Here is a 23,913-nt window from a genome sequence, read left to right on the forward strand (position 1 = left end):
GGCTAGTCCCGATAGTTGCTTTCGACAACTATGCATTTTGTCACGCCGAGGTGAACACCCGGTCCGCGAGAGTGGCGATGACCTGGGCGACCTCCGCCGGCGCGGCCACGTCGGCACCGTGGTCCCGCCCCGGCAACTGGACGCGTTCGGCCTGGTCGATGACGTTCCGCAGGGCGTCGAGCCGGTCCAGGAGGTGCGTCGGGCTCTTGTCGCCGCCCAGCAGCACGGTGCGGACGGTGATCTTCGCGTACTCGTCGAGCCGCACCCCGAGGGCGATGATCGCGTCGAGATCGTGCAGCTGGCGCGGGGCGAGCCGGCGGAACCGCGGCGACAACCCGACCGCGAGACCGACCAGGAGCCCCTGCCACGCGGGCAACCCCACCACGTCCCGGACGAAGATCCGGATGGCCCGGCCGGGCCGGCCGCGGGCGATCGCCGCCTTGGCCTTCGCCACCGACTCCGGCGGGAACGGCCGGTCGACCACGGTAGGCGGCTCGTACAGCACCGCGCCGGCGAACGCCTCCGGCCGGGCGACCAGGGCCTCCAGCGTGACCACGGCGCCCGAGGAATGGCCGTAGACCAAGACGGGTCCGCCCGCCTCGGCGGCAAGCGCGAGCACGTCCTGGACCTCGTCGGCCATCGTGCAGGGCTCAGCGAACCGGTACTGGCGGCGTTGCAGGCGCAGCACGCGATACCGGTCGGACAGCAGCGCCGCCAGCTTCTCGGTGCGGGTGCCGTCGTCGAGACCGGGATGGACGAGGAGGATGACCGGTCCCTGGCCTTCGTCGTACGCCCGGACCTCGGTCCCGTCGGCCGCCGTGGCGATCGTTTCGCGTGTCACCCGCCGATTGTCGACCCGGGCCGGATCACCATCAATACGGTCACGACAACCCACAACACATTGAACACACCGGTCGACATGGCCAGCGTCATGGTCGGTCCGCCTTGTCCGGCAAGGACTTTGCGTTGGCCGGGCAGCACGACCAGCGCCAACACGAGCGCGGCGACCGCCGTCAGCCCGATCGACACCTGCACCCAGGCGCTCCCGAAGACGCGCATGCTGCCAGCGGTCGCGAGGCCGAAGAACGGGACCGCGATCGCGATGTACGTGTACACGCGGCAGATGCGGTACAGCACTTTGACGGAGTCGGATCCGGCGCGGGCGGCGGCGGGGAACATGCTCGCCGCGATGGCGACCGGGCCGACCGCGAGGATGGCCGCCACGATGTGGATGATCAGCAGAAACTTGGTCATGCCGCCCACACCGTGCCGCGCCGCTCGTGTTCGAAGAACTTGCCGGTGTCGTGCGCCACGCGCGGGCTCACGAACCGCTCCAGCAGATACAGCCCGAGGTCCAGGCCGGACGTGACGCCACCGGCGGTGATCAGGTCGCCGTCGTCCACGATCCGCGCGTCGACCGCCTGGACTCCGTTGGCGGACAACGCTTCCATGCCGAGATGGTGGGTGGTGGCGGACCGGCCGGCGATCAGGCCCGCCATCGCGAGCAGCAACGAGCCGCCGCACACCGTGGCCACGGTCGTCTCCGGCCGGTCCATGGCCACCTTCAGCAGGGGCGCCAAGCCGATGGCGGCGCGGCCGAGAATGGCCGGGATCTCCGGCAGCGGACCGGCGGCGCCTGGGACGATGACCAGGTCCGCACGCTGGGGGTCCGCCGTGGCGGTCAACGCCACGTGGTCCAAGCCGCTGGGAACCGTCCGATCCCCCTCCGCCGACACCAACGACACGGCCATCCCGCCGGCGACCAGCACCTCGTAGGGCGCGATCACGTCCAACGGGTCGAACCCGTCGAACAACACAACCTGAGCGAACATGCGGCCGAACCTAGCCACCGAGCGTGACCGCCGGAACTGGCAAGAATGCCAGCTTCCAACGGATTCTCGCCAGTAGGCTCAGGGCATGCACACGGTCGCCGTCCTCGCCATGGACAACGTCCTCCCGTTCGACCTGACCACGCCGGTCGACCTGTTCCGGCGGATCCGGCTGGCCGACGGACAACCGGCCTACGACGTTCGCGTCTGCGGCGAGGCCACCGTGAAGACCGAGAGCTTCGTCATCCAGCCGCCGTTCGGGCTGGATGCCTTGGCCGACGCGGACACGATCGTCCTGCCCGGCTGCGCGGACCCGCTCGTCCCGGTCCCGCCCGAGATCCTGGACACCCTGCGGGACGCGGCCGCCCGGGGCACGCGGATCGTCACGATCTGTGTCGGCGCCTTCGTCCTGGCCGCCACCGGCCTGCTCGACGGGATGCGCGCCACCACCCATTGGCTGGCCGCGGCCGACCTCGCCGCCCGGTATCCGGAGATCGACGTCGACCCGGACGTGCTGTACGTGGACAACGGCCAGTTCCTCACGTCCGCCGGCGCCACCGCGGGCATCGACCTGTGCCTGCACCTGGTCCGGCGGGACCACGGCTCCGCGGTCGCCGCCCACGCCGCGCGGGTGTGCGTGATGCCGTTGGAGCGTGAAGGCGGCCAAGCCCAGTACATCGCGCACAACGTGCCACCCACGCCCCAGGGCACGACCCTCGAACCGCTGTTGCTATGGCTGGACAGCAACACGGCGAAAAACCTCACCCTGGAAGACATGGCGGCGTACGCGGGCATGAGCACCCGCACGCTGAACCGTCGTTTCCGCGAACAGACCGGCACGACACCGCTGCAATGGTTGCACCGCACCAGAATCCGCCAGGCCCAACACCTCCTGGAGGCCACGGTGGACGCGGTGGACCACATCGCCGGCCAGGTGGGATTCGGCTCCCCCACGGCCTTCCGTGAACGGTTCAAACGCGTCGTGGGCACCAGCCCGCGCGCCTACCGCCTGGCGTTCCAAGGAGCATGAGAAGCCGGGGCGGCGTCGGCCACCCCGGCCGTCCGGTCGGGAGTCGATCAGGGATCGTTGGGGTGTGGGTGAAGCGGCCCGTGGCCGCCACCACCGCCACCACCACCGCTGTCTTGGCCGTAGCTGAGCAACTGGTAGTTCGGCAACTGGATGTCGTTGGCCGACGCGTCCGCCCCGCTGGAACTGAAGGACTTGTAGATCGTCCAGATCTGGGTCACGAAGTTGACGACCTGGCTCCAGTCGATGCCGTTGTTCCAGTGCACGATCGACACGGCGAAGGTCTGCCGGGCGATGTCCACCGGAACCTGTCCGGCCCAGTTCTCGGTGCGCTTGGAGTAACCGAGCGCGGTGCCGTTGACACCCCAGCAGTCACCGCCGACCTGCCCGATGACCATACCGTCCCGGTTGACCAGCAATGCCTTGGCGCACAGCCGGACGCCGGTGAGCCAGACCCCCGACTCGACCGTCGAGGTGCCGTAGACGTTGCCGTCGTCGTAGACCACCACTGTGGTGTCGATGGTCTTGTTCTCGTTGTTGGCGTGGTGGGAATGCAATGACGCCTTGGCGACAGGCGTTGCGGCGCTGGCGGGAGTCGCGGTCATTCCGACACCGGCCAGGGCTAACGCGGCGGAGACCAAGCCGCCGAGCAACCGTCTGCGAACAGCCATGAAACCCCTCTCGGATTCGATCTGGGAACGCCAGATCTCATCGTGCGGGGTGGAGCCGACGCGGGCCATCCCAGATTTCTGGGAACTTCACCGGAATGGGCACAGTCCCGTGAAATTCCCTCCGCTGCGGGTCAGGCACGCAGGTCGGGGAAGTCCTCGTCGCGGTACTCGCCGGGGACACGGGCGTCCGGGTCGGCATGGACGTCTGTTTCGCGGCCACGGAGCTCCACCCGGCGGATCTTCCCGGAGATCGTCTTCGGCAGCTCGGTGAACTCCAGGCGCCGGATCCGCTTGTAGGGCGCCAGGTGTTCGCGGGCGTAGCGGAGAATGTCGCGGGCGGTGTCGGCGTTCGGGTCGACTCCGGCGGCCAGGACCACGTACGCCTTGGGGACGGCGAGCCGGATCGGGTCGGGCGACGGGACGACCGCCGCCTCGGCCACCGCGGGGTGTTCGATCAGGACACTTTCCAGCTCGAACGGGGAGATCCGGTAGTCCGACGCCTTGAACACGTCGTCCGCGCGGCCGACGTAGGTGATGTAGCCGTCCGCGTCCCGGGAACCGACGTCGCCCGTGTGGTAGTAGCCGGCACGCATCGCCTCGGCGGTCCGGTCCGCCGAGTCCGCGTAGCCGGTCATCAGGCCGACCGGGCGGGGCGACAGGGACAGGCAGATCTCGCCCTCGTCGCCGGGTTCGCCGGTGACCGGGTCGACCAGTGCCACGGTGAAGCCGGGCAGCGCGCGGCCCATCGAGCCGGGTTTCACCGGCTGGCCCGGCGTGTTGGCGACCTGGACGCTGGTCTCGGTCTGGCCGAAGCCGTCCCGGATCGTCACCGACCACGCCTTGCGGACCTGCTCGATCACCTCGGGGTTGAGCGGCTCGCCCGCGCCGACCACTTTGGTCGGTGGTTGTCGGAGCTGGGTCAGGTCGGCCTGGATGAGCATCCGCCAGACCGTCGGCGGCGCACAGAACGACGTCACGCCGCAACGGTCCATTTGCGACATCAGCGCGTTGGCGTCGAAGCGGGTGTAGTTGTAGATGAACACACACGCGCCCGCGTTCCATGGCGCGAAAACGTTGCTCCAGGCGTGTTTCGCCCAGCCCGGCGATGAGATGTTCAGGTGCACGTCACCCGGTTGGAGGCCGATCCAGTACATCGTGGACAGATGGCCGACCGGGTACGAGACGTGCGTGTGCCGGACCAGTTTGGGCTTGGCCGTGGTGCCGGACGTGAAGTACAGCAAAAGGGTGTCGCCGGCCGCGGTCGGGCCGTCCGGGGTGAACTCGGCCGGGCCGGTCGCGTCCGCATAGGACAGCCAGCCATCCACCCGCTCCCCCACCGCGATCCTGGTGTACGCGCCAGGCACCTCGGCGAACTTCGCGGCGTCCGCCGAGCGGGCGACCACATGCCTCACGTCGCCGCGGTCCACCCGGTCGCGCAGGTCGTCCGGGCCGAGCAGGGTGGACGCCGGGATGATCACCGCGCCGAGCTTCATCGCGGCGAGGATCACCTCCCACAGCTCGCCCTGGTTGCCGAGCATCAGCACGATCCGGTCGCCGCGCGCCACACCGAGCGAGCGCAGCCAGTTCGCCACCAGGTCCGACCGCGCGGACAGCTCGCCGAACGTCCACTTCCGCTCGGTGCCGTCCTCCTCGACGATCCACAGCCCGACCTGCTCGGCCGGCAGGGTGTCGAACCAGTCCAGCGCCCAGTTGAACTCGGCCGGGTCGGGCCAGTGGAAGTCCGCGTACGCCGTTTCGTAGTCCTCCCTGTGGGCCAACAGGAATTCGCGAGCTTCACGGAACGACGTCACGGCGGCACTCCTCGTCCAGGCTACGGCTGCGCCAAGATTATTCCCCGGTGAAGTCCGGATCGCGACGGGCGAGGAACGCCTGCACGGCCTCGGCCAGGTCCTTGCTCGGCAGGAACGCCGCGTTCCACGTCGACACGTACCGCAGGCCGTCGGCCACGCGTGGCGCGCGGTCGTGGTCGAGCACGTCCTTGACGCCCTGCACCACGAGCGGAGGGTTCTTCGCGATGTCCTCGGCGAGCGAGCGCGCGGCCGCGAGCACGGCTTCCTGGTCCGGGTGGACGTCGTTGACCAGGCCGATCTTCTCGGCCCGCGCCGCGTCGATGTCCTTCCCGGTGAACGCCAGCTCACGCAGGTGGCCCTCGCCGATGATCCCGCTGAGCCGCTGCAGGCTGCCGATGTCGGCGACGATCGCCACCTTGACCTCGCGGACGCTGAACTTGGCGTCCGCCGAGGCCAGTCGGACGTCCGCGGCGGCGATCAGGTCGACACCGCCGCCGATGCACCAGCCGGACACGGCCGCGATCACCGGCTTGCGGCACTCGGCCACGGCCGTCACCGACGCCTGCAACCGGCGGATCTCGTCGAGGAACCGGCTGCGCGGGCCGGCCAGGGCCTCGCCGCCGATCAGCTCGGCCCAGCCGCCCATCATCGCCGGCAGGTCCAGGCCGTACGAGAAGTTCCGGCCACTGCCGGTGAGCACGATCGCGCGGACCGCCGGGTCGGTGTCCAGCTCGCGGAAGACCAGCGGCAGCTCGCGCCAGAAATCCGGGCCCATACTGTTGCCCTTGCCCGGCCCGAGCAGGGTCACCTCGGCGACCGGCCCGGACTGTTTCACCTGCAGCGAGACGAGGTCATCAGCCATGCCCCCATCATTGCCTACCGACGGGTAACCCCGTCAACCGCACCCAGGCCGTGTCTCGAGGTCCCCGTCCGCGATAGCCGGGCCGGATGCGGTCCCTGACGCCACCGCCGGCACACCCAAAGACAACCAGTATTCGCGGCGCCCCGGCGGCGACGCCAGGAACCGCCCCGATCCCGACTCTCATCGAACGGGGACCTCGAGACACGACCTTTGTCCCCCATCCGTGGGTATACGGTTTCCCCGAGGATCTCGGAAATCGCCACTTTCAGTACTTGTTTCCCGTTCGCCCGGATCGCCCAGTCGTGTCTGATCACCGCGTGAGACCGTTCACTGACCAACCATGTCCGGGAGAGGAGGGCGGGAACCGATGGCACAACCGCGCCCGATGTCGACGCCGATCTTCGACGAGCTGCTGCGCGAGTTCGCCAGCCGGATGGAGGAGCAGCGGGAACGCGAGGAACCGCCGGCCGGCTCCCCGCCCGCGTCGGCCGCCCAGCCCGCCCAGTCCGCCGCCTCGCCCTCGAACCGACACCGGGCCGACTGAGAACCGAGCCGAGACCGCTAGAATCCCTTATATGCCAAGACGTCTGATTGTGACGCTCGCCGCGGTCGCCACCTCGCTCGGCTTGCTGAGCGCCTGTGACCAGGCGAAAGCCCTGGGGGACAAGGCGTCCGTCTGTGCCGACGCGCTCGGCCTGGCCACCCTCGTCCCGGACACCGACCCGGAGAAGGTCCGCAAGGAGGCCGTGGACAAGGCCAACCGGCTCAAAAGCCTGGCCAAGTCCGCCGACGACAAGGACGTCAAGGGCGCGTTGACGACCCTGGCGGACGAGTACGTCGCAACCAGCAAGCGCCGCGCCGAGGACCTGCGGAACTTCGCCGGCTGGGCCGGCGATCTGTACCGCAACCAGGACAATCTGCGGAAGATTTGCTTGTAGTAACGACGACATTGCTGATGGTAACGGGACGGGTATACTGTAGTCGGCTATGACTTGGCGATGGCAGCTCGCCCGTCAACTGGACGCCATGGGGCCGATGACGCGCGGCCGGTACCTGCCCGATCCCGACCTGGCGCCGGAGCCGGTTCCCGGCGAACGGTTCCTGGACAGCGGGTTCCTCTGCGAGGCGATCGCCCGTGCCCAACCCACCTCGCAAGACGCTGATCCGCGGATCGGCGTCTCCCGGATGTCCCGGCAGTACTGCGCGGCGCTGACCTGTGTCGCGCTGGTCGGGCTGGCCAACGGCGTCGGCGTCGACCTGTCCCCCGGCCGCGTCTCCGTGGTGTTCCGCGACCACTTGCCGTCCCGGATCGCCCTGCGGCGCGGCTACCGGGCCCGGCACGTGCTCCGGTGTTCCGACCGGCCGACCCGTTTCCCGGTGACCGGGCCGGCCGTGGCCACCGTCGAGCAGTTGCGTGAGCACGTCTGGACCAGCCTGTACGCGCGCAACCTGGCGCCGATGTTCGCGGCCGCCGTGTCGCTGGTGAACGTCCCCGACCGTCTGCTGTGGACGAACGCGGCCGAGTGGGTCGGCGTGGTGATGGACGCCGCCATCGAGTACCTGCCGCCGGCGCTGGCCAGGCCGGTGGTCACCGAGTGTCACGCGCTGCTGGACGCGCGAACCCTGCCGGGGCTGGCCGGCAACCCCATGCGTGGCCTGGTCGAGTGGTTCGCGTTCGACGACAAGGAGCCCAAGCAGGGCATCCAGACCCGGCACCTGTGCTGCCTGGCGTACCTGCACAGCGACCGCGCGGGCCGGCTGTGTTCGAACTGTCCGCTGCTGCCGTTGCCGGACCGGGCCGCGCTGGTCCGCGAACGGCGGGGCTTCGGCATGGTCCACCCGCGTGAGCCGGCGGACGCGGCCATCGAGACCGGGCTCAGGCCGACGTCTTCGCCCTGATCGCCTTGGCGACCCGCCGGCCGGCCGGGGTCAGGGCGAACGCGCCGCCGCTCGCCGGGCACCTGGCCAGGTGCCGGTTCACCATGCCCTGGGTGGTGAGGCGCTGGCACAGCTTGGCCTCGACCGTGGCCAGGGACGCGCGATCGTCTTTCTTGTAGACGGCCGGGCCGGCCTCGTTGATCAGCTTGTGGCGAACCTCGGCACGGGCGCGCCACGGCACGTACCACGGGACGACCAGCAGCAGTACGGCGGCGAACGCGATCGCGGTGGCCATCGCGGCCTTCGCCCACCAAGGCGCGACCGACCACCAGGCGCCCGAGAACGGCGTTTCCGGCGCCACGAACGACAGGCCGATCGCGGCGGCCACGTAACAGCCGCCGTACACGACCGCCCAGGTCGCCGCCGACGCGGCCGGGTCCTGCGTGGGCGGGTCGGTCCACGTGTCCTTGCCGGGCTCCTGCTGCCAGGTCCGCAGGGTCCGGCCGCTGAAGTAGCTGAACACACCGGAGGCCACGACGATCCCCGCCGCCACACCGACCACCAGCGCCTGGTTGTGGTTGAGGAACGCGAGCACTCCGGACAGCACGATCCCCACGCACGCGGCGATGATGGCGAGCCCGGCCAGCGGCCCGAGCCAGTGCTTCGCCTTCACCCACGGCACGAAGTTCCGCTTCAGCTTCGCGAGCCCGCCCATCGGGGTCAGCGTCGCCCCGGGCAGGCTGCCGATCAGCAGCAATGCGGCCACAAACAGCACAATCCCCACCAGTCCGGCCATGCCTCGCCCGGTGGCTTTCGTCGCCTCGGTGGCCCCGTACGTCACCATGGTCACGCCGGGTGACAACAGTACGAGCCCGTGGAGCATGCTCCCGGTCCGCAACGCGCTGTACCCGAACGCCGCCAGCACAGCGCCGGCGCCGACCGCGGCTCCCGGCGTCTCCGCCCAGTCGGGCAACGCCCCCAGCACCGCGAGAACCAGCAGCAGCCCACCGGCCGCCAGCCCGAACTGGCCCAGGAACCGGGCCAGCTGGCCGCCCCGGGTCAGGCCGAGGATCGTCCAGTACGGCAACAGCACCAGCCCACGCAACGACCGGGTCACCGGCCGGGCGGCCTTCACCCCCAGCTTGTCGCTGTCCACCACGGTGATCGCGGTGGCCGCCGCGCTCGCGGCGGTCCGGATCATCTGGTCGCTGGCGGCCTCCTCGCCGAGCGGCTCCCGGCCGATCCCGGCCCGGTCGAACGCCTGCAGCGCCTTCAGTCCTATGTCGACGGTGTGCGCGGACAGCTCCTGCCCGGCCGGGAGATGCTCGATCTGGTCCACAAGGGACGCGTACTGCTTGACGAAGCGTGCACTGTTGGACCGGGTGCTGGCACCGTCCACGCCGTCGGCCAGGACCGCCCGGCGAACCTCCGGCAGCTCCTGAAGGACGACCTGGATGTGCAAGGACCACGCGACCAGTTCGGCCAGGTACGGGCAGGTCGCGGGCAGCGCCGAGCCGGGTTCGGCGGCGTACGCGAACGTGAGCTCGTCGATCGCGTTGTCCCGGCAGGCCACGATGTCCTTGTCGGTGGGTGTGTCGCCGAACAGCTTGGTGACCAGTTCGCCGACCACCTTGCTGGCCAGCGTCCTGGCCGCCTCGGCGCGCTCCTCCTCGGTGAGGGTGCCGGCCGGCAGCAGGCCGGCCAGGTCGGCGGAGCGGCGGACCCGGGCCGGGTCGAGCAGGACCCGGCAGAGCATGCTGGCCGCGTCCATCCGGCCCCAGGTCCAGTCGTTGGCCCGCCAGGACCGCTTGAGGAACCCGGAGAACCGGGACAGCGAGTAGCCGCCGGCCTTGTCGTCCGGGTCGACGCTGTAGCGGGCGAAGGCGTTCTCGGTCTGCAGGCTGATCTGCGCCAGCTCGACCTGCTGTTCCTCGGGGGACTCGGAGTCGTCGGCCAGGCACGTGGTCGCCACTTCGAGCGCCAGCAGCCGCGACAGCGACCGGAACGGCTGCGGCAGCGTCGCGTCCGGGTCGTCATCGGCCTGGCTGGCCAACTCCTGCCAGGCTTCCAGGCTGGGGTCCCGCAGCAGCATCGACCGGTCCGCTGTGGACAGTGCGGCGGCGCCGGTGTCGAACGCCCGCGCGATGTCCAAGATGTACCCGCGGACCAGGTTTCCCTCTGTTCCCTTCATTTCCCGGTCGTACCGGGCGAGGCGGTCGGACCAGCAGTGTGTGTCCGGGGAGACCATCATGTCGGCTTCCCACTCGGCGTGCATCGCCTCGCGGAGCGTCCGCAACCGGGCCCGTGCCGAATGCACCTTGCGCCTGGCCTCGTAGACCTGGTGCAGCGCGGCGTCGTTGGGCATCACCCACACCACGCGCTTGAGCATGTCCAAAACGGACGCGGCCAGCCGTTCACCGGTGGAGAGGTCCCACGGCCACCCCTCGCTGCCTGGCGCGGCCAGCTGGTCCACCCCGTTCGGCGGGCAGTCCTTGGGCGCGTACGGCAGTGAGCCGTTCTTGTCGAGCCAGTCCTGGTGGGCGAGTTCGACCGCGTCCCGGATCCGTTCGAACGACCACGCCGCCCCGTTGTCGTCCTGGTGCAGCTTGGCGCGGGCGACGACCTGGCGTTCGGCCAGCTTGCGGGCGGCGCGCCGGAGCCGGATGTCGGTGTAGTGCGGGTAAAGCGTCTCAACGAGCTCGTACAGCCGCCGCGGCAACGGCTCGCCACCTCGAAGGCTTTTCAGCAGGGCGTTGCGGCCGCCGCGCCGGGCGGCCGCACCCCGGTTGTACTTCTCGATCTCGTCGACGAACGTCCGGTTGCTCTGGCTGGACTGGGCCCGCATGATCGACCGGACCGTGTCGAGCACGCTCGGCTGGGCCGCGCTGGTCTGCGCCGGCGGGTCGGCGGACGCGGTGGCGTGCGGGAACACCAGGAGCATCACCCGCCGCGTCGGCCCCTCGGCGGGCATCTTGTCGATGGCGTCGAGGGCCTCCTTGGTGGGCGTGTTCACCAGGACCCCGCCGTCGACCGCGAACTGGGAGTGGTCGACGCCGTCCTCCCACCAGGACGCGATGTGCCGGATCGTGGAGTCCTCGCCGACCCCGACGAACGACGGCTCGAACGCGACCGGGAACGACGCGGACGACCGGGCGGCCAGCGCGAGCTGGCGGGTCAGGTCCGGCGGCAGGCCGCCGTCCTCGGTCCGGAAGTCGTCCCGCCCCTGCCGGGTGAACTGGAAGATGCCCTGGTGGATCCGCTGCGTGAGGCGCTGCCCCAACGCGTCGGTCGTGGTCTTGGTCCGGCCCTGCAGCAGGGTCGTGGTCACGCGCAGGTCGATCGGCCGGTCCGCCGCCTCGCTGGGTTCGTACCGCGCGGTCAGCCGGCGCATGGCGTCTTCGAGCCTCGGCAGGAAGAACTCGTCGCCTTTCAGCAGCGACACCGGCGCGCCCTTGAACGGGGTGCGCAGCAGCAGGTCCATCCGGCCCTGCTCGGCCCACAGCTCACGCAGGTTGCTCAGGTCCGCCCTCGGGTTGACCTGCGCCAACGCCAACGCGGCCCCGTTGATGCCGCCGGCCGACGTCCCGCTGATCACGTCCGCCCGCGCGGACGCCCCCACCAGGCCCAACAGGTGCTCGTACGCGCCGGTGCGGCGAGTGAGCCGGTCCAGTTCGAGGACCACCCCGCCCATCCACACCGCCAGGCTGACGCCGCCGTTGAGGACGACGGCGAACCGGACCTCTTCCTGAGTCAGATCATCGGCCACGGCGACCATCCCCACCCTGCGTCTCTACCCCGTTCTCGACGCCCAATGATCGGCCAAACGCACTAGAGGGTTACTCTTCGCCACCCATCCGTGATCCCGGTTCGCTGAATCGGAGCAACTCGGTCGCCCTAAGGGGCATCCCGCAGCGGCCAGACCTCGACCACGCCGTGCGCGACCGCACACGGCGTCCTCGACACCAGCTGGATGGCCTCCGCCAGCGACTCGGCCTCGAAGATCCCGAACCCGGCGACCGGGAGCGCCGACGACATGAACGCGCCACTTTCCACGGACCTGCCGGCACTGTCGGGGTTGCGCACCCGCACAGGCGGATCAGCGATCCCCATCACCGCTCCCGCCGCGCTCATCCGGGCGTCATGCGCATGCGCCTCGTCCCGCACCGCCGGGTCGGTCCGGTCGTAGCCTTCCTGGTCGCCGTACCCGATGGTCACGAATTTCGGCATCGCAGGTCCTCCTTCGGTCCGTACTGGCTGTTCGCCGGTACTGACCAACGAGGCGCCGCGAACTCATCGGGCCGTTCGCACCCAGTCCTCGTACCGCGTGGGTGCCAGGTGTGCGTCCGGGCCGGCGATGAGCACGTCACCGGTGACGGCGGCGAACATGCCGGCGGTGTCGTCGGTGACGACAGTCCGGTTGTCATGGTGGGCCGCCAGGGTGATCCGGCCGAGTTCGTCGAGGGCGAAGACCTCCGGGCCGGCGAAGTTCCGGATCCCCTGCAGCGGGGCGCCGGTGGCGACCTCGACGACCGCGTCGACGACGTCCGCGGCGGCCATCGGCTGCACGCGGGTGGCAGGAAGGCGCACGGTGGTGTCGTCGGACGTCCACGACAGGACCGCTGCCATGAACTCGAAGAACTGGGTGACACGCACGACGGAGTACGGCGTCGGCCCTTGGCGGAGCAGGTCCTCCTGCAGGGTCTTGGCCCGGTAGTAATCCAACTGGGGCACCAGGTCCACGCCGACGATCGACAGGACCACCTGGTGCCGGACACCGGCGCGGTCGCCCGCGGCCAACAGGTTGTCCATCGAGGTGCGGAAGAAGTCCAGGGACGCCTCGTCGAAGGTCGGCGAGTTCGCCAGGTTGACCACCGCGTCGGCGCCGTCCAGCGCCTGGTCCAGGCCGTTTCCGGTGAGCAGGTCGACGCCGGTGGACGGGGCCGCTGGCACAGCCTCGTGGCCGGCGGCGGTCAGCTTCCGAACCACCTGCGAGCCGATCCGTCCGGTACCGCCGATGACAGTGAGCTTCATGGCTTCCACCTTGTCAGTCGATGGGGCCGCGCAGGGTCAACATCACCCGCAACACGTGCTCGACGGCGGTGGGGAACACCGCGCCGCGCAACTCGTCACGGGTGGCCAGGTTCCGGGAGGCGAACTCCAGCATGCCGTCCTCGCCCATCCGCCTGACGACCAGCCCGGCGACCTCCTCCAGATCGAGGTCCGGGTGGTCCAGGCGGGTGAGCGCGAACTCGATGACGAGCTCTTCGTCCGTCATCCCGCCTCCCTACCTACCTGGTCGAGCCTAGTCGTGTCGTCGGGCGTTGGCGGTCACCGCTGTGGCCGCGGCGGCGGTGCACAGGACGACCGCGGCCAAGGCGATGAGGGTCTTGGCGTCGGGGTGGGCCAGGGATTGGCCGCGGCCGGCCTGCCAGGCGACCACCGCGAACAGCCCGGTGTAGCCGAGGGCGGCGACGCGGACGAGCCGGCCGCGGACCTTCTCAGTGCGCAGCCATGTCGCCCTGCCGACGAGCGCGGTCACCAACAGCAGCACGGTGATGCCGTGCAGGCCGACGAAGTGTGGTACCCGGAAGTCGCCGCCGGTCATGCTCCAGTGGGTGATGGGCATGCCGTGCCCGTCGGGGTCGCCGATGCCGTGTCCCTGGTACATCTGGACCTGCTGGCCGTTGGCGTCGGTGACCATGCGGGGGTGGACCTCGGTGACCATCCAGTAGACGGGCACGAGCATGCCGCCCGTGGCCAGCGCGATGCCCGCCCGGACCGCCGTCACCACGGCCCGGTCACCAGTCCGTTGGAACAGCACGAGCCCGGCGATGGCCAGTTGGACAAGGAACAACGCGGCCACACCGTAGGTGAACGCCTGGGTGGTCGCTTGGTTGATCGGGTCGGACAGGTTGGAGTTGAAGTGGCTGAACGTGCCGCGCGCGGCCTGCACGGTGATGCCGGCGACCTCGACGGTGGCGGCCACAGCGAACGCGGTGCCCAGCCACCAGCCGAAGCGTGCGGCCTTGTGCAGCTTGGTCAACAGCCAGGCGAGCGTGCCGGAGTAGACGGCGAACGCGAAACCGAACTTCAACGGCTTGACCCACACCGACTCGTCGAGGAGCGTGCGGTGGTCGACGAGCAAGCCGATGCCGGCGACCAGGGCGAGCCCGATCATCAGAGTCACGTTCGTCATCAGCGGGCGGTGCCACTGCTTCCAGGGGCTGAACACGGCCATCGTCTCCTTCGTGGTCACAGCGATGGAGCCATGGTCGAAGGCTGACGCAGGGTCAAGGTCAAGCCGCCGCGCCCAGTTCGCCGGGAACCGGCCACAATGTGCGTCCAGGAGGTCTCGTTGCTCACCATCAAGCGGCTCGCGGAGTACGTCGGGGTGACAGTGCGCGCGGTGCGCCACTATCACCAGACCGGCCTGCTCCCCGAGCCCGAACGCGACGCCTCCGGATACCGGCGCTATGACGCACAGGCGGTCGTGCACCTGATCCGCATCAAGACGATGGCTGAGGCCGGCGTGCCACTGACCCGGATCCAGGAGTTGATGGCCGCTGACCCCGAGCGGTTCGCCCAGGCGGTCGACGAGATCGACCAGGCACTGGCGCGACAGATCGAGGAACTGCGACAGCGCCGGCGCCGGGTCGCCGGCCTCGTCGCCGGCGAGCACCTGTTCCTGCCGGCCGAGATCGCGGAGTACATCGAGGAGTTGCGCGCCCTCGGCGTCAGTGAGCGTGGTGTGCTGGTGGAACGCGACGGCTGGATCATGTTGGCGGCCAACTATCCCGACAAGGCTCTGGAGTGGATCGCGCAGAAGCGCGCGCAGTTGGCCGACACCGGCTTCCGGCAGTTCTACCGCACCTACGACCAGGCCCACGACTGGGATCCCACCGACCCCCGGCTGGCCGACCTGGCCGACACGATGGCCGACCGCTTCCTGCGGGAGGTCGAGGCCGCTGGTGTGGACACCGCGGACTGGACGATGCAGAAAGTGCTGTCCGACGACGAGCAGGCCCTGCTCGGGGCCTATGTGAACGACTACTCCCCGGCGTGGCTCCGGCTCAACGAACTCGTCCGCGAACGGGTGGAACGATCCCCTATGACGCGCGATGTGAAGTGAGGAACCGGATGAGTGCGCGGAGGATGTGAGTCATCATGCGGCGCAGTGTCGGGTGACCCGGTCGGGACCCTTCCCAGGGTCCCGACCGTGGGTCGTCAGAACCGCAGGCCGAACAGGTAGTCGTAGCCGACTTTGGCGGTGTGTAGCGGATCCGTGGGCTGGTCGTGTTCGACGATGAACTCCTGGACGCCTTCGTGCCAGGTGCGGCGGAAGATGTTCGCGAAGTCGATCGCGCCGGTGCCCGGGTCGGTCATGGTGCCGTCCGGCTTGCGGTCCTTCACGTGGAACTGCAGGACCCGGCCGAAGTTCTGGTACACCAGCCAGACCGGGTCGGCGCCGCCGTTGACCGCCCAGAAAAGATCTATCTCCAGGTGCACGTTCAGCTCGGTGGTGCCGCGGGTGAGGATGTCGTACGGCAGTCTGCCCTGGACCGGGCGGAACTCCTGGTCGTGGTTGTGGTAGCCGAGGTGCAGGCCGGCCTGGCGGACCGCGGCGCCCGCCTTCTCCAGCCGGGTGGCGAACGACTGCCATCCGGCGACCGTGCCGAAGTTCGAGTACGGGTGCACGATCCTTGTGTTGCCAAGGACTTTGGCGTCCGCGATCACCTGGTCGAGGTTCGCGCCGTCGATGCCCACGTGCGTCGAGGACGCGGTGATGTGGTTTCTATCCAAAATGGACTTGAACTCGGCCGCCTGGTAGCCGTACGTTCCGGCCAGTTCGACCCGGCGGTACCCGATGTCCGCCAGGGCCGACAGGGTCCCCGGCACGTCCTTCTCCAGCAGCGACCGCAGTGAGTACAGCTGGATGCTGATCGCGTCCGGCGGGACGCGCAGGCGGCCCCGGCCACCCGTGTCCGCGGCGGCGACGTTGGGCAGGGTGGCCGCCGCGCCCAGCGCGGCGGCACCGGCGAGCATCGCCCGTCTCGACATTCCCATGGCTTGATCCCTTCAGGACTTCTTCGTGCTGAACGCCGCGTCAAAGGCCGCGGCCGGCGGATCGAACACAAGCCCCCGTACGAACTTCACGGCCTCCTCGGCGCCGCGCAGCCGGTCCATGCCGGCGTCCTCCCATTCCACCGAGATCGGCCCGGTGTACTTGATCGCGTTCAACGCGCGGAAACACTCCTCCCACGGCACGTCCCCGTGGCCGGTCGACACGAAGTCCCAGCCGCGCCGCGGGTCGGCCCAGGCCAGGTGCGAGCCGAGCCGGCCGTTGCGGCCGTCGAAGCGCTTCTTGGTGTCCTTGCAGTCCACGTGGTAGATCCGGTCGGCGAAGTCCAGGATGAACCCGAGCGGGTCCAGGTCCTGCCAGATGAAGTGGGACGGGTCCCAGTTCAGCCCGAACGCCGGCCGGTTGTCCACGGCGGCCAGGGTCTTCTTCGTCGTCCAGTAGTCGTAGGCGATCTCCGACGGGTGCACCTCGTGGGCGAACCGGACGCCTTCGGCGTCGAACACGTCCAGGATCGGCCCCCAGCGGTCGGCGAAGTCCTGGTAGCCGTCGTCGACCACGGCCTGGGACACCGGCGGGAACATCGCCACGTACTTCCAGATCTTCGAGCCGGTGAAGCCGATGACCGTGTCCACCCCGAGCTTCGCCGCGGCCCGCGCGGTGTCCGAGAGTTCCTTCGCCGCACGTTGGCGGACGCCTTCGGGGTCGCCGTCGCCCCAGATCCGGGCGGGCACGATGTTCTGGTGCCGCTCGTCGATCGGGTCGTCGCAGATCGCCTGACCCACCAGGTGGTTGGAGATCGCCCAGGTCTTCAGGCCGTGCTGGGCCAGGATCTTGTGCCGGCCGGCCACATAGTCCGGTTCGGACAGTGCGCGGTCGACTTCGAAGTGGTCGCCACTGCAGGCGATCTCCAGTCCGTCGTAGCCCCATCCGGCGGCGAGCCGGCACACCTCCTCGAACGGCAGGTCCGCCCACTGCCCGGTGAACAGCGTGATCGGTCGGCTCATCCCACTCTATCCTTTCACTGTCCGCACCAGCGGAGAAATGCCTTGCAGGCCAAGCAGGAGATCGTGCACGTCGGTGGCAGCGAGCTTGTCCTTGCCCGGTTCGCGCGAGTCGGAGCACAGCAGCACCGGACCGTCCTGCGCCGAGTCCGGCAGCCGGCCGTGCGAGCCGCGGACCGGGCTCGGGTCGAGCGGGACGACGTTCATGGTGTACCGAAGGCCGGCCATCTTCTTCACCAGGTTCAGCCCCGCCTTGGCCTTCACCAGCGGGTCCTTCGGGTTGAAGAACAACTCGGCCGGGTCGTAGCCGGGCTTGCGGTGGATCTCCACTCCCCTGGCGAAGTCCGGCGCCCGCTCGTCGTTGAGCCAGTAGTAGTACGTGAACCAGGCATCCGGCTCGGCCACCGCGACCAACTCGCCGGCGCGTGGGTGGTCGAGCTGGTAACGCGCCTGGTCCATCCGGTCGAGCACCATGTCCACACCGGACAGCCCGCTGACGATGTCCTTCGCTCGCGGCAGGTCGTCGCTGTCCGCCACGTAGATGTGCGCGACCTGATGGTCCGCGACGGCGAACGCCCTGGACGCCCACGGATCCAGGTACTCCATACCGTCCTGTGTGTACACTTCGAGCAGGCCGTCGGCCCGCAGGGCGCGGTTGATGTCGACCGCTCGACGGGCCTCGGTGATGCCGTACTCGCTCAACGCCACCACTGTCGCGCCCGCCGCCTCGGCGTCCTTGAGCAGCGGCGCGATCTCCGCGTCGATCGCTCGGGCGGCCGCGGCCGCTTCCGGCGCGGACGGGCCGAACCGTTGCAGGTCGTAGTCCAGGTGCGGGATATAGACCATCAGCAGGTCGGGCCGGTGCTCGGCGAGGATCTTGCGGGACGCGCCGACGATCCACTTCGACGAGGCGATCGACGCGGTCGGGCCCCAGTACTGGAACAACGGGAAGTCGCCGAGCGCCTCGGTCAGCTCGTCGTGCAGCCGGACCGGACGGGTGTAGCAGTCCGGGGCCTTACGGCCATCGGCGTAGTAGATAGGGCGCGGGGTGACGGTCAGGTCCGTGGTCGCGCCCATCGCGTACCACCAGCACACGTTCGCGGCCTTGTAGCCCGGGTGCCGCGCGCGGGCGGACTCCCAGAGCTTGTCGCCGAGGACGAGCTTGTTGTGCTGCCGCCACAGGTGAATCTCGCCGACATCACGGAAGTACCAACCGTTGCCGACGATTCCGTGCTGCGAGGGCATCTGCCCAGTGAGGAACGTGGACTGCGCGCTGCACGTGACCGCGGGCAGCACAGTTCCCAACTCGGCCTGCCAGCCGATCTTGGCCACGTTCGGCATGTGCGCGAGCAGGCGCGGTGTCATCCCGACAATGTCCAACAATACCAACGGTTTCATTGAATCTCCCCAGCTGCCCAGGCCATCTCGGCCGCGATCCCGTCGACCAGGTTCTGCTGTCGGTGGGGAAGGACGTTCCAGGTGTAGGTCTCGACTTCGACAGTCCGGTCCGGCTCGACCGCGCGCAGGACTTCGGTGATCACGTGGTTCGTCGACTCCAGCGGCTTGTCCGGGGCGGCGTGCAGGGGTACATGGAAGTGCACCCGCCACGGCCCCTCCCCGGGCAGCCGGTCCAGTGCCTCAGGCAGGTCGTCGGCCTTGAGCACGGACCCGTCCGGCCTGAGTTCCCGGACCTGGTGCAGATATCGCGGCTCGGCGAACTCGGCGAGGGCATCACGGGCCGTCGCGGGGTCGTCCACATGCAACGCGGAGGACGCCTGGACCTTGAAGACCTGCAGACCGGCGTCGCGGATCGCCTCGACCGTGCCAACGGGATCGGCGAAGGACACCGCCAGGTGGCACGTGTCCAGGCAGATCCCGACGTACTCGGGGTCGACGCGGGCCGCCAGCCAGGCGACCGCGTCGGCCACGGTGTCCAGGACACAGCCGGGTTCGGGCTCGACCGCCAGCCGGATCGGCGTTCCCCGCAACGACCGGGTCAGCTCGGCCAGGCTGTCCAGGCACGCCGTGTCGTCAGCGTCGGTCCACGGGGAACGCCAGCCGAGCGGGAGCGTGGAGATGCTCCCGTACGGCGCGTCGTCGGGCAGCAGGTCCGTGAGCACAGTCGCACAGTCCATTGTGTACTTGAGTCGCCGTCGGTCGGTCCAGCGTGGTTCGTACACGGCGAGCTTCACCACCTCCGCGTGAAATCCGCCGTACGGAAACGCGTTCAGTGTCAGCACATCCAGGCCACGAGCGTCCAGTTCGGACCGTAACTTCGTCCGTGCGGAGCTGTCCGCGGCGAGACCGGCGGCGGCTTCGGCCGCGAGCCACAGCCCGAGACCGAGCCGGTCCACGCCGAGGGCCTCCCGGACGCCGACCGCGTAGCTGTCGAGCTGGTCCAGGATGCCCGGCAGGTCCTCGGCCGGGTGAACGTTCGTGCAGTAGCACAACCGGTTCACTGCCGGCCGCCCCGCAGCACGGAGTTCCCGGCGAACGTGTCGGCTGAGGACGCGAACCCGGGCAGCTCGTCGAGTGCCAGCCGGCCGCTCTGGCCGTAGAAGTCGACCGGGTTGCGCCAGAGGACCTTGTCCACCTCGTCCTCGGTGAAGCCGGCCTCGAGCATCTGCTGGCCGGTCCGGTACGTCTTCAACGGGTCCGACCGGCCCCAGTCCGCGGCGGAGTTCACCAGGACCTGGTCGGTGCCGTACTCCTGGAGGATGGTGACCATCCGCAGCTCGTCCATCTTGGTGTCCGGGTAGATCGAGAACCCCATCCAGCAGCCGGACTCCTTGACCAGTTCGACCGTCATCTCGTTGAGGTGGTCCACCACGACCCGTTCCGGCGCGATACCCGACTCCTCCACCACGGCGAGGGTCCGGTGGGTGCCGGCGAGCTTGTCCCGGTGCGGGGTGTGCACCAGCACGGGCAGGTCGTGCTCGATGGCCAGCTCCATCTGCCGGGCGAACGCGTCGTCCTCGGCCGGGGTCATCGAGTCGTAGCCGACCTCACCGACCGCGACCACACCGTCCTTGGCGAGGTACCGCGGCAGCACGTCCAACACGACCGCGCATCGGGGATCGTTGGCTTCCTTGGGGTTCAGCGCGATCGTGCAGTGGTGGCGGATGCCGAACTGGGCCGCGCGGAACCGTTCCCAGCCGATCAGCGCGTCGAAGTAGTCGGTGAACGAGCCGACGGTCGTGCGTGGCTGGCCGAGCCAGAAGGCGGGCTCGACCAGGGCGCGGACGCCGACCTCGAACATCGTCTCGTAGTCGTCGGTGGTCCGGGAGGTCATGTGGATGTGGGGGTCGAAGATACGCATCAGCCGGTCTCCAGCATTCGTAGAGCGTCCGCGGGGACGTCACGCCCCGCGGCTCGGCGTTCGTCGGCGTAGTCGCTCACCATCCGCAGCAACTCCGCGTCCGTGCGGCGGTCCAGGTCCGCCACCGCCCCCAACGGCACCCCGACGAACAGGCACTTCAGCACGCCGTGCCGCCAGGCATGCTGATCGAGATGCCTGGCCGCGAACGGTCCCAGCGCGGCGGCGACCAACCGGATGTCGTTGGTCCGCAACGCGTCCTCGATGATGCCCACACCGGCCGTGGTCGCCTTGTCCGGCAGCACGGACAGTCCACGCAGGACACCTCTGCGCTCGGCGTCGTCGCCGTATCGGTACAGATCGGCCACCGCGTCCGGGAACGCGTCCGGTGGCAGGACCTCGGCCAGCACGGCCAGCAACCTGGCCCGAGCCAGGTCGTCCACTGTGCCGTGGACCAGGCCTTTCGGATCGGCCTCCGGCCGCAACGGGTCGCGGCCGACGTTGCGGCCCACTGCCGGGAACAGCGTTTCGACCGCCTTCGGGTCGGCCCGGACCTTGCGTTCGGCGTCGACCAGCCAGGGGTGGTCGACCTGCAGGGGCATCGCCGCCCGCAATGCCGCCAGGGCCCGGCGCGCCACATCGGGTGCGGCATGGCTGTGCCGGGGCAGTTCGACCGCGGCGACGCCGGTGTAGCCGACCTCGGCCAACGCCGCCAGGGTCGCTTCGAGGTCCAGGTCCCCCGCGCCGAACTCCAGGTGTTCGTGCACCCCGGGCCGCATGTCGTCCAGCTGGACGTTCACCAGCAGGCCAGCGGCCCGGCGGACGCACTCGGCGGCGTCCACCGGCTCCACCGCGACGCAGTGCCCGACGTCGAGCGTGATGCCGAGCCGGTCCGGGTCGCCCAGGTCGGCGCGCAGGTCGAGAGCCTGGGCCAGATGCTGGACGTACATGCCCGGCTCCGGTTCGAGGCCGAGCATCACACCACGCCGGTCGGCCTCCGCGAGCACCTCGCCGACACCGGCGAGCATCCGCTGCCGAGCCGTTGCCGAGTCCACATCGGACGGTGTGATGCCGGACCAGAACGACACGCAGTCCGCGCCGAGATCGGCCGCGACCCGCACGGCCCGCCGCAGGAAGTCGACCCGGACGTCGACGTCCTCGGACACCAGGGTCGGAAAATGCTTACGGTACGGGTCAAGCAGGTACCGGGCCCCGGTTTCGACCACGCACCGTAACCCCAGCCGGGCCAGTTGGCGGCGGACGTGGTCGACCTGTGTGGACAGATCATCGGCGAACGGATCCAGGTGGTGGTGATCGAGAGTGAGCGCCACCGCGGTGTATCCCAGGTCGGCGAGCACGCTCAGTGCGTCGGTGAGACGGTGGTTGGCGAAGCCGTTCGTGCCGTAGCCCAGGTGGAACGTCATGTCGGGCTCACCAGCCTGGCCAGGCGTTTCACGGCCGGGGCGGCACCCGCGATCAGGCCGGCGCCGAGCAGGGACCCGCGCCTGGCCGCGAGCGCGGCCTGTAACGGGACCATCCCGTGGATGCCGGCCATGGTCGCCTTGCGGACGACCGGCGCGGACGGGTCACGGCTCGCGGCTAGTTGCGCCGCACCGACATTCGCGGCGTACATAGCGCCGAAGGCCAGCGCGCCAAGACGATGCCGCCACGACCTGGCTCTGCCCGTGACCGCCGCAAACGTCGCAACGGCCGTTCCGGCGAGCGCCGCCTTCGCGGTCGCGTTCGTCGCGCCATGTACCTCGCCACGGGACAAGACGGTGAGTCCGAACGTGTGCCCGGCCATCACCAGCGCTGATGGGACCGCTGTGCGCGCACCGCTCGCACCGAGCATCACATCGAGACCACGACACAGTGCCATCGCCGCCGGGCCGGCCACAGTGGACTTCAAGGCCAAGTCGTACGCCCACACCGCACCAGCCAGAGGGAGAGCAACACGTAGAGCATCACCGTACGCGGCGAGACCGAGCCCCGCGACCGTCAATGTACCGGCCACGGCAAGTGCTTGCGAAGGACTTATCCGGCCGGACGGGATGGGTCGTTCGGGCCGTTCCACGCTGTCCACCCGCCGGTCGGCCCAGTCGTTGAGCGCCATCCCGGCCCAGTACAAGGACACTGACGCCAGTGGTAGGGCCAGCCGTCGGCCGCGTAACGGGTTTCCGGCCGCGGCGGCCCCGGCAACGGTGTCACCGAGAACGGTCAACGCGGCTGGCGCGCGGACGAGTTCCACCAGTGCCTTCATTCGGTGGCCCCCAGGCGGGCCGCCCAGTCGGCGAGCATCCGGGTCTGCTCGGCGAACCGGTGTTCGTCGGTGCCGAGCGGGTCCTTGAAGAAGAACGCCAGGGCCGCCAACGGACCGGTCTGGCCGTCGGCGTGCGCCGCGGACACCAGTCGGGCCAGGTCGAGCACCAGGGGTGCGGCCAGTGCCGAGTCGTAGCCGTCCCAGGTGAACTGCAGGCTCATCTGGGCGCCGAGGAAGCCTTCGAACGACACGTGGTCCCAGGCGATCTTCCGTTCGCCGAGAGTGGCCACGTTGTCGATGTGCAGCGGGGCGGTCACGTCGTCGCCGAGCAGCCGGGCGAGGCCGCGTGCCTTGGATTCCAGCTTGCCCCTGGCCTGTGCCGGGTCGGCGAGGTTGGCGCCGTCCCCGCCGCCGAGCAGGTTGGTGCCGGCCCAGGACCGGACGTTCAGGGCACGCGCGGTGAACATCGGCGCCAGGACGGTGCGGACGAGCGTCTCGCCGGTCTTGCCGTCGGCGCCCGCGTAGGGTAAGCGGTTGCGGTGGGCGAGTTCGGCCAGCGCGGGGATCTTGATGCCGGGCGACGGCGTGAAGTCGACGTACGACGCCCCCGCTGTCAGGGCGGCCAGCGCCCCGACCGAACTGGCCGGCAGGACTGTCCTTTGTGGATCCTCCAGGGCTGCCGCCAGCAGGTCCAGGTCGTCGTGTTCGGGCAGGGCCGGCACCGGCGGCTCGGTCGACGTGACGTTCACCACGACCACCCTGGCCAGGTCGTTTCGGGTCCGGAAGTCCTCGATGTCCCTGGTCAGCCGCGCCACGGCGGCGGCCTGCGGGCCGGTGTGGGTGACTGGGTGATAGCCGCAGCGCAGTTCGGCGTCCACCGCACGCAGCCCGTCGGCGACCGCGCTGACCACCGAATGCGGGATGAGGCCGGCCGCGGCGAGATGCTCGGCCCGTTTGTCCAGCGGGGTGGACACGATGTCGTGCCCGCCCACCGCGATGTCGTCCCATGCCGGCAGCACGGAGTGATCGATGTCGAGCCGTTCGGTCACGCATCCGACCGGGCGCACCAGCCCGGCGCGCAGCGCGAGCAGTCCGGTGATCGCCGTGGTGGCGACCGAACCGCGGGCTCCCATGAGCCACAATCCGGTTTGTTGCCGCATCTCTTCCCCAATCCCGCG

At 69.6% G+C, this 23,913-nt stretch carries 24 protein-coding genes; 5 read left to right on the plus strand and 19 right to left on the minus strand.

Going from position 1 to position 23,913, the window contains the following annotated elements; translation table 11 throughout:
* Window positions 1-40: 40 nt before the first annotated feature.
* From EV192_RS50245 to EV192_RS50255, 3 genes are read right to left on the minus strand one after another with little or no spacing between them, the layout of a single operon-like run.
* Window positions 41-841 (minus strand): alpha/beta fold hydrolase, encoded by an 801-nt coding sequence (locus tag EV192_RS50245; protein WP_207926919.1) that lies wholly within the window; start codon window positions 839-841, stop codon window positions 41-43.
* Window positions 838-1,254, minus strand: a complete 417-nt coding sequence (locus EV192_RS50250; RefSeq protein WP_132125919.1) for a hypothetical protein — start codon at window positions 1,252-1,254, stop codon at window positions 838-840. The genes EV192_RS50245 and EV192_RS50250 overlap by 4 nt, the downstream gene beginning before the upstream one ends.
* Window positions 1,251-1,832, minus strand: a complete 582-nt coding sequence (locus tag EV192_RS50255) for a DJ-1/PfpI family protein (protein ID WP_132125920.1) — start codon at window positions 1,830-1,832, stop codon at window positions 1,251-1,253. The genes EV192_RS50250 and EV192_RS50255 overlap by 4 nt, the downstream gene beginning before the upstream one ends.
* Before the next feature lie 85 nt (window positions 1,833-1,917).
* On the opposite strand from EV192_RS50255, the gene EV192_RS50260 reads away from it, so the two are divergent.
* Window positions 1,918-2,859, plus strand: coding sequence for a GlxA family transcriptional regulator (locus EV192_RS50260; protein ID WP_132125921.1), 942 nt, complete (start codon window positions 1,918-1,920; stop codon window positions 2,857-2,859).
* A gap of 47 nt (window positions 2,860-2,906) precedes the next feature.
* On the opposite strand, the gene EV192_RS50265 is transcribed toward EV192_RS50260, so the two are convergent.
* The 3 genes from EV192_RS50265 to EV192_RS50275 form a co-directional block, all read right to left on the minus strand.
* Window positions 2,907-3,527 (minus strand): hypothetical protein, encoded by a 621-nt coding sequence (locus tag EV192_RS50265; RefSeq protein WP_132125922.1) that lies wholly within the window; start codon window positions 3,525-3,527, stop codon window positions 2,907-2,909.
* 131 nt (window positions 3,528-3,658) lie between these two features.
* Window positions 3,659-5,338 (minus strand): AMP-binding protein, encoded by a 1,680-nt coding sequence (locus tag EV192_RS50270; RefSeq protein ID WP_132125923.1) that lies wholly within the window; start codon window positions 5,336-5,338, stop codon window positions 3,659-3,661.
* Window positions 5,339-5,375: 37 nt separating this feature from the next.
* Window positions 5,376-6,200, minus strand: coding sequence for a crotonase/enoyl-CoA hydratase family protein (locus EV192_RS50275; RefSeq protein ID WP_132125924.1), 825 nt, complete (start codon window positions 6,198-6,200; stop codon window positions 5,376-5,378).
* A 367-nt stretch (window positions 6,201-6,567) separates the two neighbouring features.
* On the opposite strand from EV192_RS50275, the gene EV192_RS54455 reads away from it, so the two are divergent.
* Genes EV192_RS54455 through EV192_RS50285 form a run of 3 tightly spaced genes read left to right on the plus strand, consistent with a single transcriptional unit; the run spans window position 6,568 to window position 8,099 of the window.
* Window positions 6,568-6,744, plus strand: a complete 177-nt coding sequence (locus tag EV192_RS54455; RefSeq protein WP_165961017.1) for a hypothetical protein — start codon at window positions 6,568-6,570, stop codon at window positions 6,742-6,744.
* 31 nt (window positions 6,745-6,775) lie between these two features.
* Window positions 6,776-7,138 (plus strand): hypothetical protein, encoded by a 363-nt coding sequence (locus tag EV192_RS50280; protein WP_132125925.1) that lies wholly within the window; start codon window positions 6,776-6,778, stop codon window positions 7,136-7,138.
* Between the two features lie 49 nt (window positions 7,139-7,187).
* Complete coding sequence (locus EV192_RS50285; protein ID WP_132125926.1) at window positions 7,188-8,099, plus strand: ferric iron reductase; 912 nt, start codon at window positions 7,188-7,190, stop codon at window positions 8,097-8,099.
* Here the strand turns inward: EV192_RS50285 and EV192_RS50290 are convergent.
* The 5 genes from EV192_RS50290 to EV192_RS50310 all read right to left on the minus strand — a co-directional run bounded on the left by EV192_RS50290 (window position 8,077) and on the right by EV192_RS50310 (window position 14,310).
* On the minus strand, window positions 8,077-11,844 hold the full coding sequence (locus EV192_RS50290) for a patatin-like protein (RefSeq protein ID WP_165961018.1): 3,768 nt from the start codon (window positions 11,842-11,844) through the stop codon (window positions 8,077-8,079). The genes EV192_RS50285 and EV192_RS50290 overlap by 23 nt on opposite strands.
* A 128-nt stretch (window positions 11,845-11,972) precedes the next feature.
* A complete protein-coding gene (locus tag EV192_RS50295) occupies window positions 11,973-12,305 on the minus strand; it encodes a YciI family protein (RefSeq protein WP_132125928.1) in 333 nt (110 codons plus the stop codon).
* 63 nt (window positions 12,306-12,368) lie between these two features.
* Window positions 12,369-13,109: an SDR family oxidoreductase gene (locus EV192_RS50300; RefSeq protein ID WP_132125929.1), complete on the minus strand. Its 741-nt coding sequence runs from the start codon at window positions 13,107-13,109 to the stop codon at window positions 12,369-12,371.
* 13 nt (window positions 13,110-13,122) lie between these two features.
* Complete coding sequence (locus EV192_RS50305; protein ID WP_132125930.1) at window positions 13,123-13,353, minus strand: hypothetical protein; 231 nt, start codon at window positions 13,351-13,353, stop codon at window positions 13,123-13,125.
* 27 nt (window positions 13,354-13,380) lie between these two features.
* Window positions 13,381-14,310, minus strand: coding sequence for a hypothetical protein (locus tag EV192_RS50310; protein WP_207926921.1), 930 nt, complete (start codon window positions 14,308-14,310; stop codon window positions 13,381-13,383).
* Between the two features lie 123 nt (window positions 14,311-14,433).
* On the opposite strand from EV192_RS50310, the gene EV192_RS50315 reads away from it, so the two are divergent.
* Entirely contained in the window at window positions 14,434-15,207 is a 774-nt protein-coding gene (locus tag EV192_RS50315) for a MerR family transcriptional regulator (protein ID WP_132125932.1), read from the plus strand.
* 95 nt (window positions 15,208-15,302) lie between these two features.
* Here the strand turns inward: EV192_RS50315 and EV192_RS50320 are convergent, their stop codons facing one another.
* From EV192_RS50320 to EV192_RS50355, 8 genes are read right to left on the minus strand one after another with little or no spacing between them, the layout of a single operon-like run.
* On the minus strand, window positions 15,303-16,142 hold the full coding sequence (locus EV192_RS50320; RefSeq protein ID WP_132125933.1) for a sugar phosphate isomerase/epimerase family protein: 840 nt from the start codon (window positions 16,140-16,142) through the stop codon (window positions 15,303-15,305).
* Between the two features lie 12 nt (window positions 16,143-16,154).
* A complete protein-coding gene (locus tag EV192_RS50325) occupies window positions 16,155-17,162 on the minus strand; it encodes a sugar phosphate isomerase/epimerase family protein (RefSeq protein WP_132125934.1) in 1,008 nt (335 codons plus the stop codon).
* Window positions 17,163-17,168: 6 nt separating this feature from the next.
* On the minus strand, window positions 17,169-18,557 hold the full coding sequence (locus EV192_RS50330) for an alkaline phosphatase family protein (protein WP_132125935.1): 1,389 nt from the start codon (window positions 18,555-18,557) through the stop codon (window positions 17,169-17,171).
* The gene (eboE, locus tag EV192_RS50335; protein ID WP_132125936.1) at window positions 18,554-19,618 is read right to left on the minus strand and encodes a metabolite traffic protein EboE; all 1,065 of its coding nucleotides are present in this window, start codon (window positions 19,616-19,618) and stop codon (window positions 18,554-18,556) included. The genes EV192_RS50330 and eboE overlap by 4 nt, the downstream gene beginning before the upstream one ends.
* Window positions 19,615-20,478, minus strand: a complete 864-nt coding sequence (locus tag EV192_RS50340) for a TatD family hydrolase (protein WP_132125937.1) — start codon at window positions 20,476-20,478, stop codon at window positions 19,615-19,617. Before EV192_RS50340 ends, eboE begins: the two co-directional genes overlap by 4 nt.
* Complete coding sequence (locus EV192_RS50345; RefSeq protein ID WP_132125938.1) at window positions 20,478-21,899, minus strand: EboA domain-containing protein; 1,422 nt, start codon at window positions 21,897-21,899, stop codon at window positions 20,478-20,480. Before EV192_RS50345 ends, EV192_RS50340 begins: the two co-directional genes overlap by 1 nt.
* On the minus strand, window positions 21,896-22,735 hold the full coding sequence (locus EV192_RS50350) for an SCO3242 family prenyltransferase (protein WP_132125939.1): 840 nt from the start codon (window positions 22,733-22,735) through the stop codon (window positions 21,896-21,898). Before EV192_RS50350 ends, EV192_RS50345 begins: the two co-directional genes overlap by 4 nt.
* Window positions 22,732-23,895, minus strand: coding sequence for an inositol-3-phosphate synthase (locus tag EV192_RS50355; RefSeq protein WP_132125940.1), 1,164 nt, complete (start codon window positions 23,893-23,895; stop codon window positions 22,732-22,734). Before EV192_RS50355 ends, EV192_RS50350 begins: the two co-directional genes overlap by 4 nt.
* Window positions 23,896-23,913: the final 18 nt, after the last annotated feature.

Source organism: Actinocrispum wychmicini (assembly GCF_004345645.1).
In the GTDB taxonomy this organism is placed as follows: Bacteria; Actinomycetota; Actinomycetes; order Mycobacteriales; family Pseudonocardiaceae; genus Kibdelosporangium; species Kibdelosporangium wychmicini.

Excerpts from the sequence above, each read along its gene's own strand:
- EV192_RS50250 (WP_132125919.1), bottom strand. The coding sequence starts at position 1,254 with ATGACCAAGTTTCTGCTGATCATCCACATCGTGGCGGCCATCCTCGCG.
- EV192_RS50255 (WP_132125920.1), bottom strand. The coding sequence starts at position 1,832 with ATGTTCGCTCAGGTTGTGTTGTTCGACGGGTTCGACCCGTTGGACGTG.
- EV192_RS50260 (WP_132125921.1), top strand. The coding sequence starts at position 1,918 with ATGCACACGGTCGCCGTCCTCGCCATGGACAACGTCCTCCCGTTCGAC.
- EV192_RS50265 (WP_132125922.1), bottom strand. The coding sequence starts at position 3,527 with ATGGCTGTTCGCAGACGGTTGCTCGGCGGCTTGGTCTCCGCCGCGTTA.
- EV192_RS50275 (WP_132125924.1), bottom strand. The coding sequence starts at position 6,200 with ATGGCTGATGACCTCGTCTCGCTGCAGGTGAAACAGTCCGGGCCGGTC.
- EV192_RS54455 (WP_165961017.1), top strand. The coding sequence starts at position 6,568 with ATGGCACAACCGCGCCCGATGTCGACGCCGATCTTCGACGAGCTGCTG.
- EV192_RS50280 (WP_132125925.1), top strand. The coding sequence starts at position 6,776 with ATGCCAAGACGTCTGATTGTGACGCTCGCCGCGGTCGCCACCTCGCTC.
- EV192_RS50285 (WP_132125926.1), top strand. The coding sequence starts at position 7,188 with ATGACTTGGCGATGGCAGCTCGCCCGTCAACTGGACGCCATGGGGCCG.
- EV192_RS50295 (WP_132125928.1), bottom strand. The coding sequence starts at position 12,305 with ATGCCGAAATTCGTGACCATCGGGTACGGCGACCAGGAAGGCTACGAC.
- EV192_RS50300 (WP_132125929.1), bottom strand. The coding sequence starts at position 13,109 with ATGAAGCTCACTGTCATCGGCGGTACCGGACGGATCGGCTCGCAGGTG.
- EV192_RS50305 (WP_132125930.1), bottom strand. The coding sequence starts at position 13,353 with ATGACGGACGAAGAGCTCGTCATCGAGTTCGCGCTCACCCGCCTGGAC.
- EV192_RS50320 (WP_132125933.1), bottom strand. The coding sequence starts at position 16,142 with ATGGGAATGTCGAGACGGGCGATGCTCGCCGGTGCCGCCGCGCTGGGC.
- EV192_RS50325 (WP_132125934.1), bottom strand. The coding sequence starts at position 17,162 with ATGAGCCGACCGATCACGCTGTTCACCGGGCAGTGGGCGGACCTGCCG.
- EV192_RS50330 (WP_132125935.1), bottom strand. The coding sequence starts at position 18,557 with ATGAAACCGTTGGTATTGTTGGACATTGTCGGGATGACACCGCGCCTG.
- EV192_RS50340 (WP_132125937.1), bottom strand. The coding sequence starts at position 20,478 with ATGCGTATCTTCGACCCCCACATCCACATGACCTCCCGGACCACCGAC.
- EV192_RS50345 (WP_132125938.1), bottom strand. The coding sequence starts at position 21,899 with ATGACGTTCCACCTGGGCTACGGCACGAACGGCTTCGCCAACCACCGT.
- EV192_RS50350 (WP_132125939.1), bottom strand. The coding sequence starts at position 22,735 with ATGAAGGCACTGGTGGAACTCGTCCGCGCGCCAGCCGCGTTGACCGTT.
- EV192_RS50355 (WP_132125940.1), bottom strand. The coding sequence starts at position 23,895 with ATGCGGCAACAAACCGGATTGTGGCTCATGGGAGCCCGCGGTTCGGTC.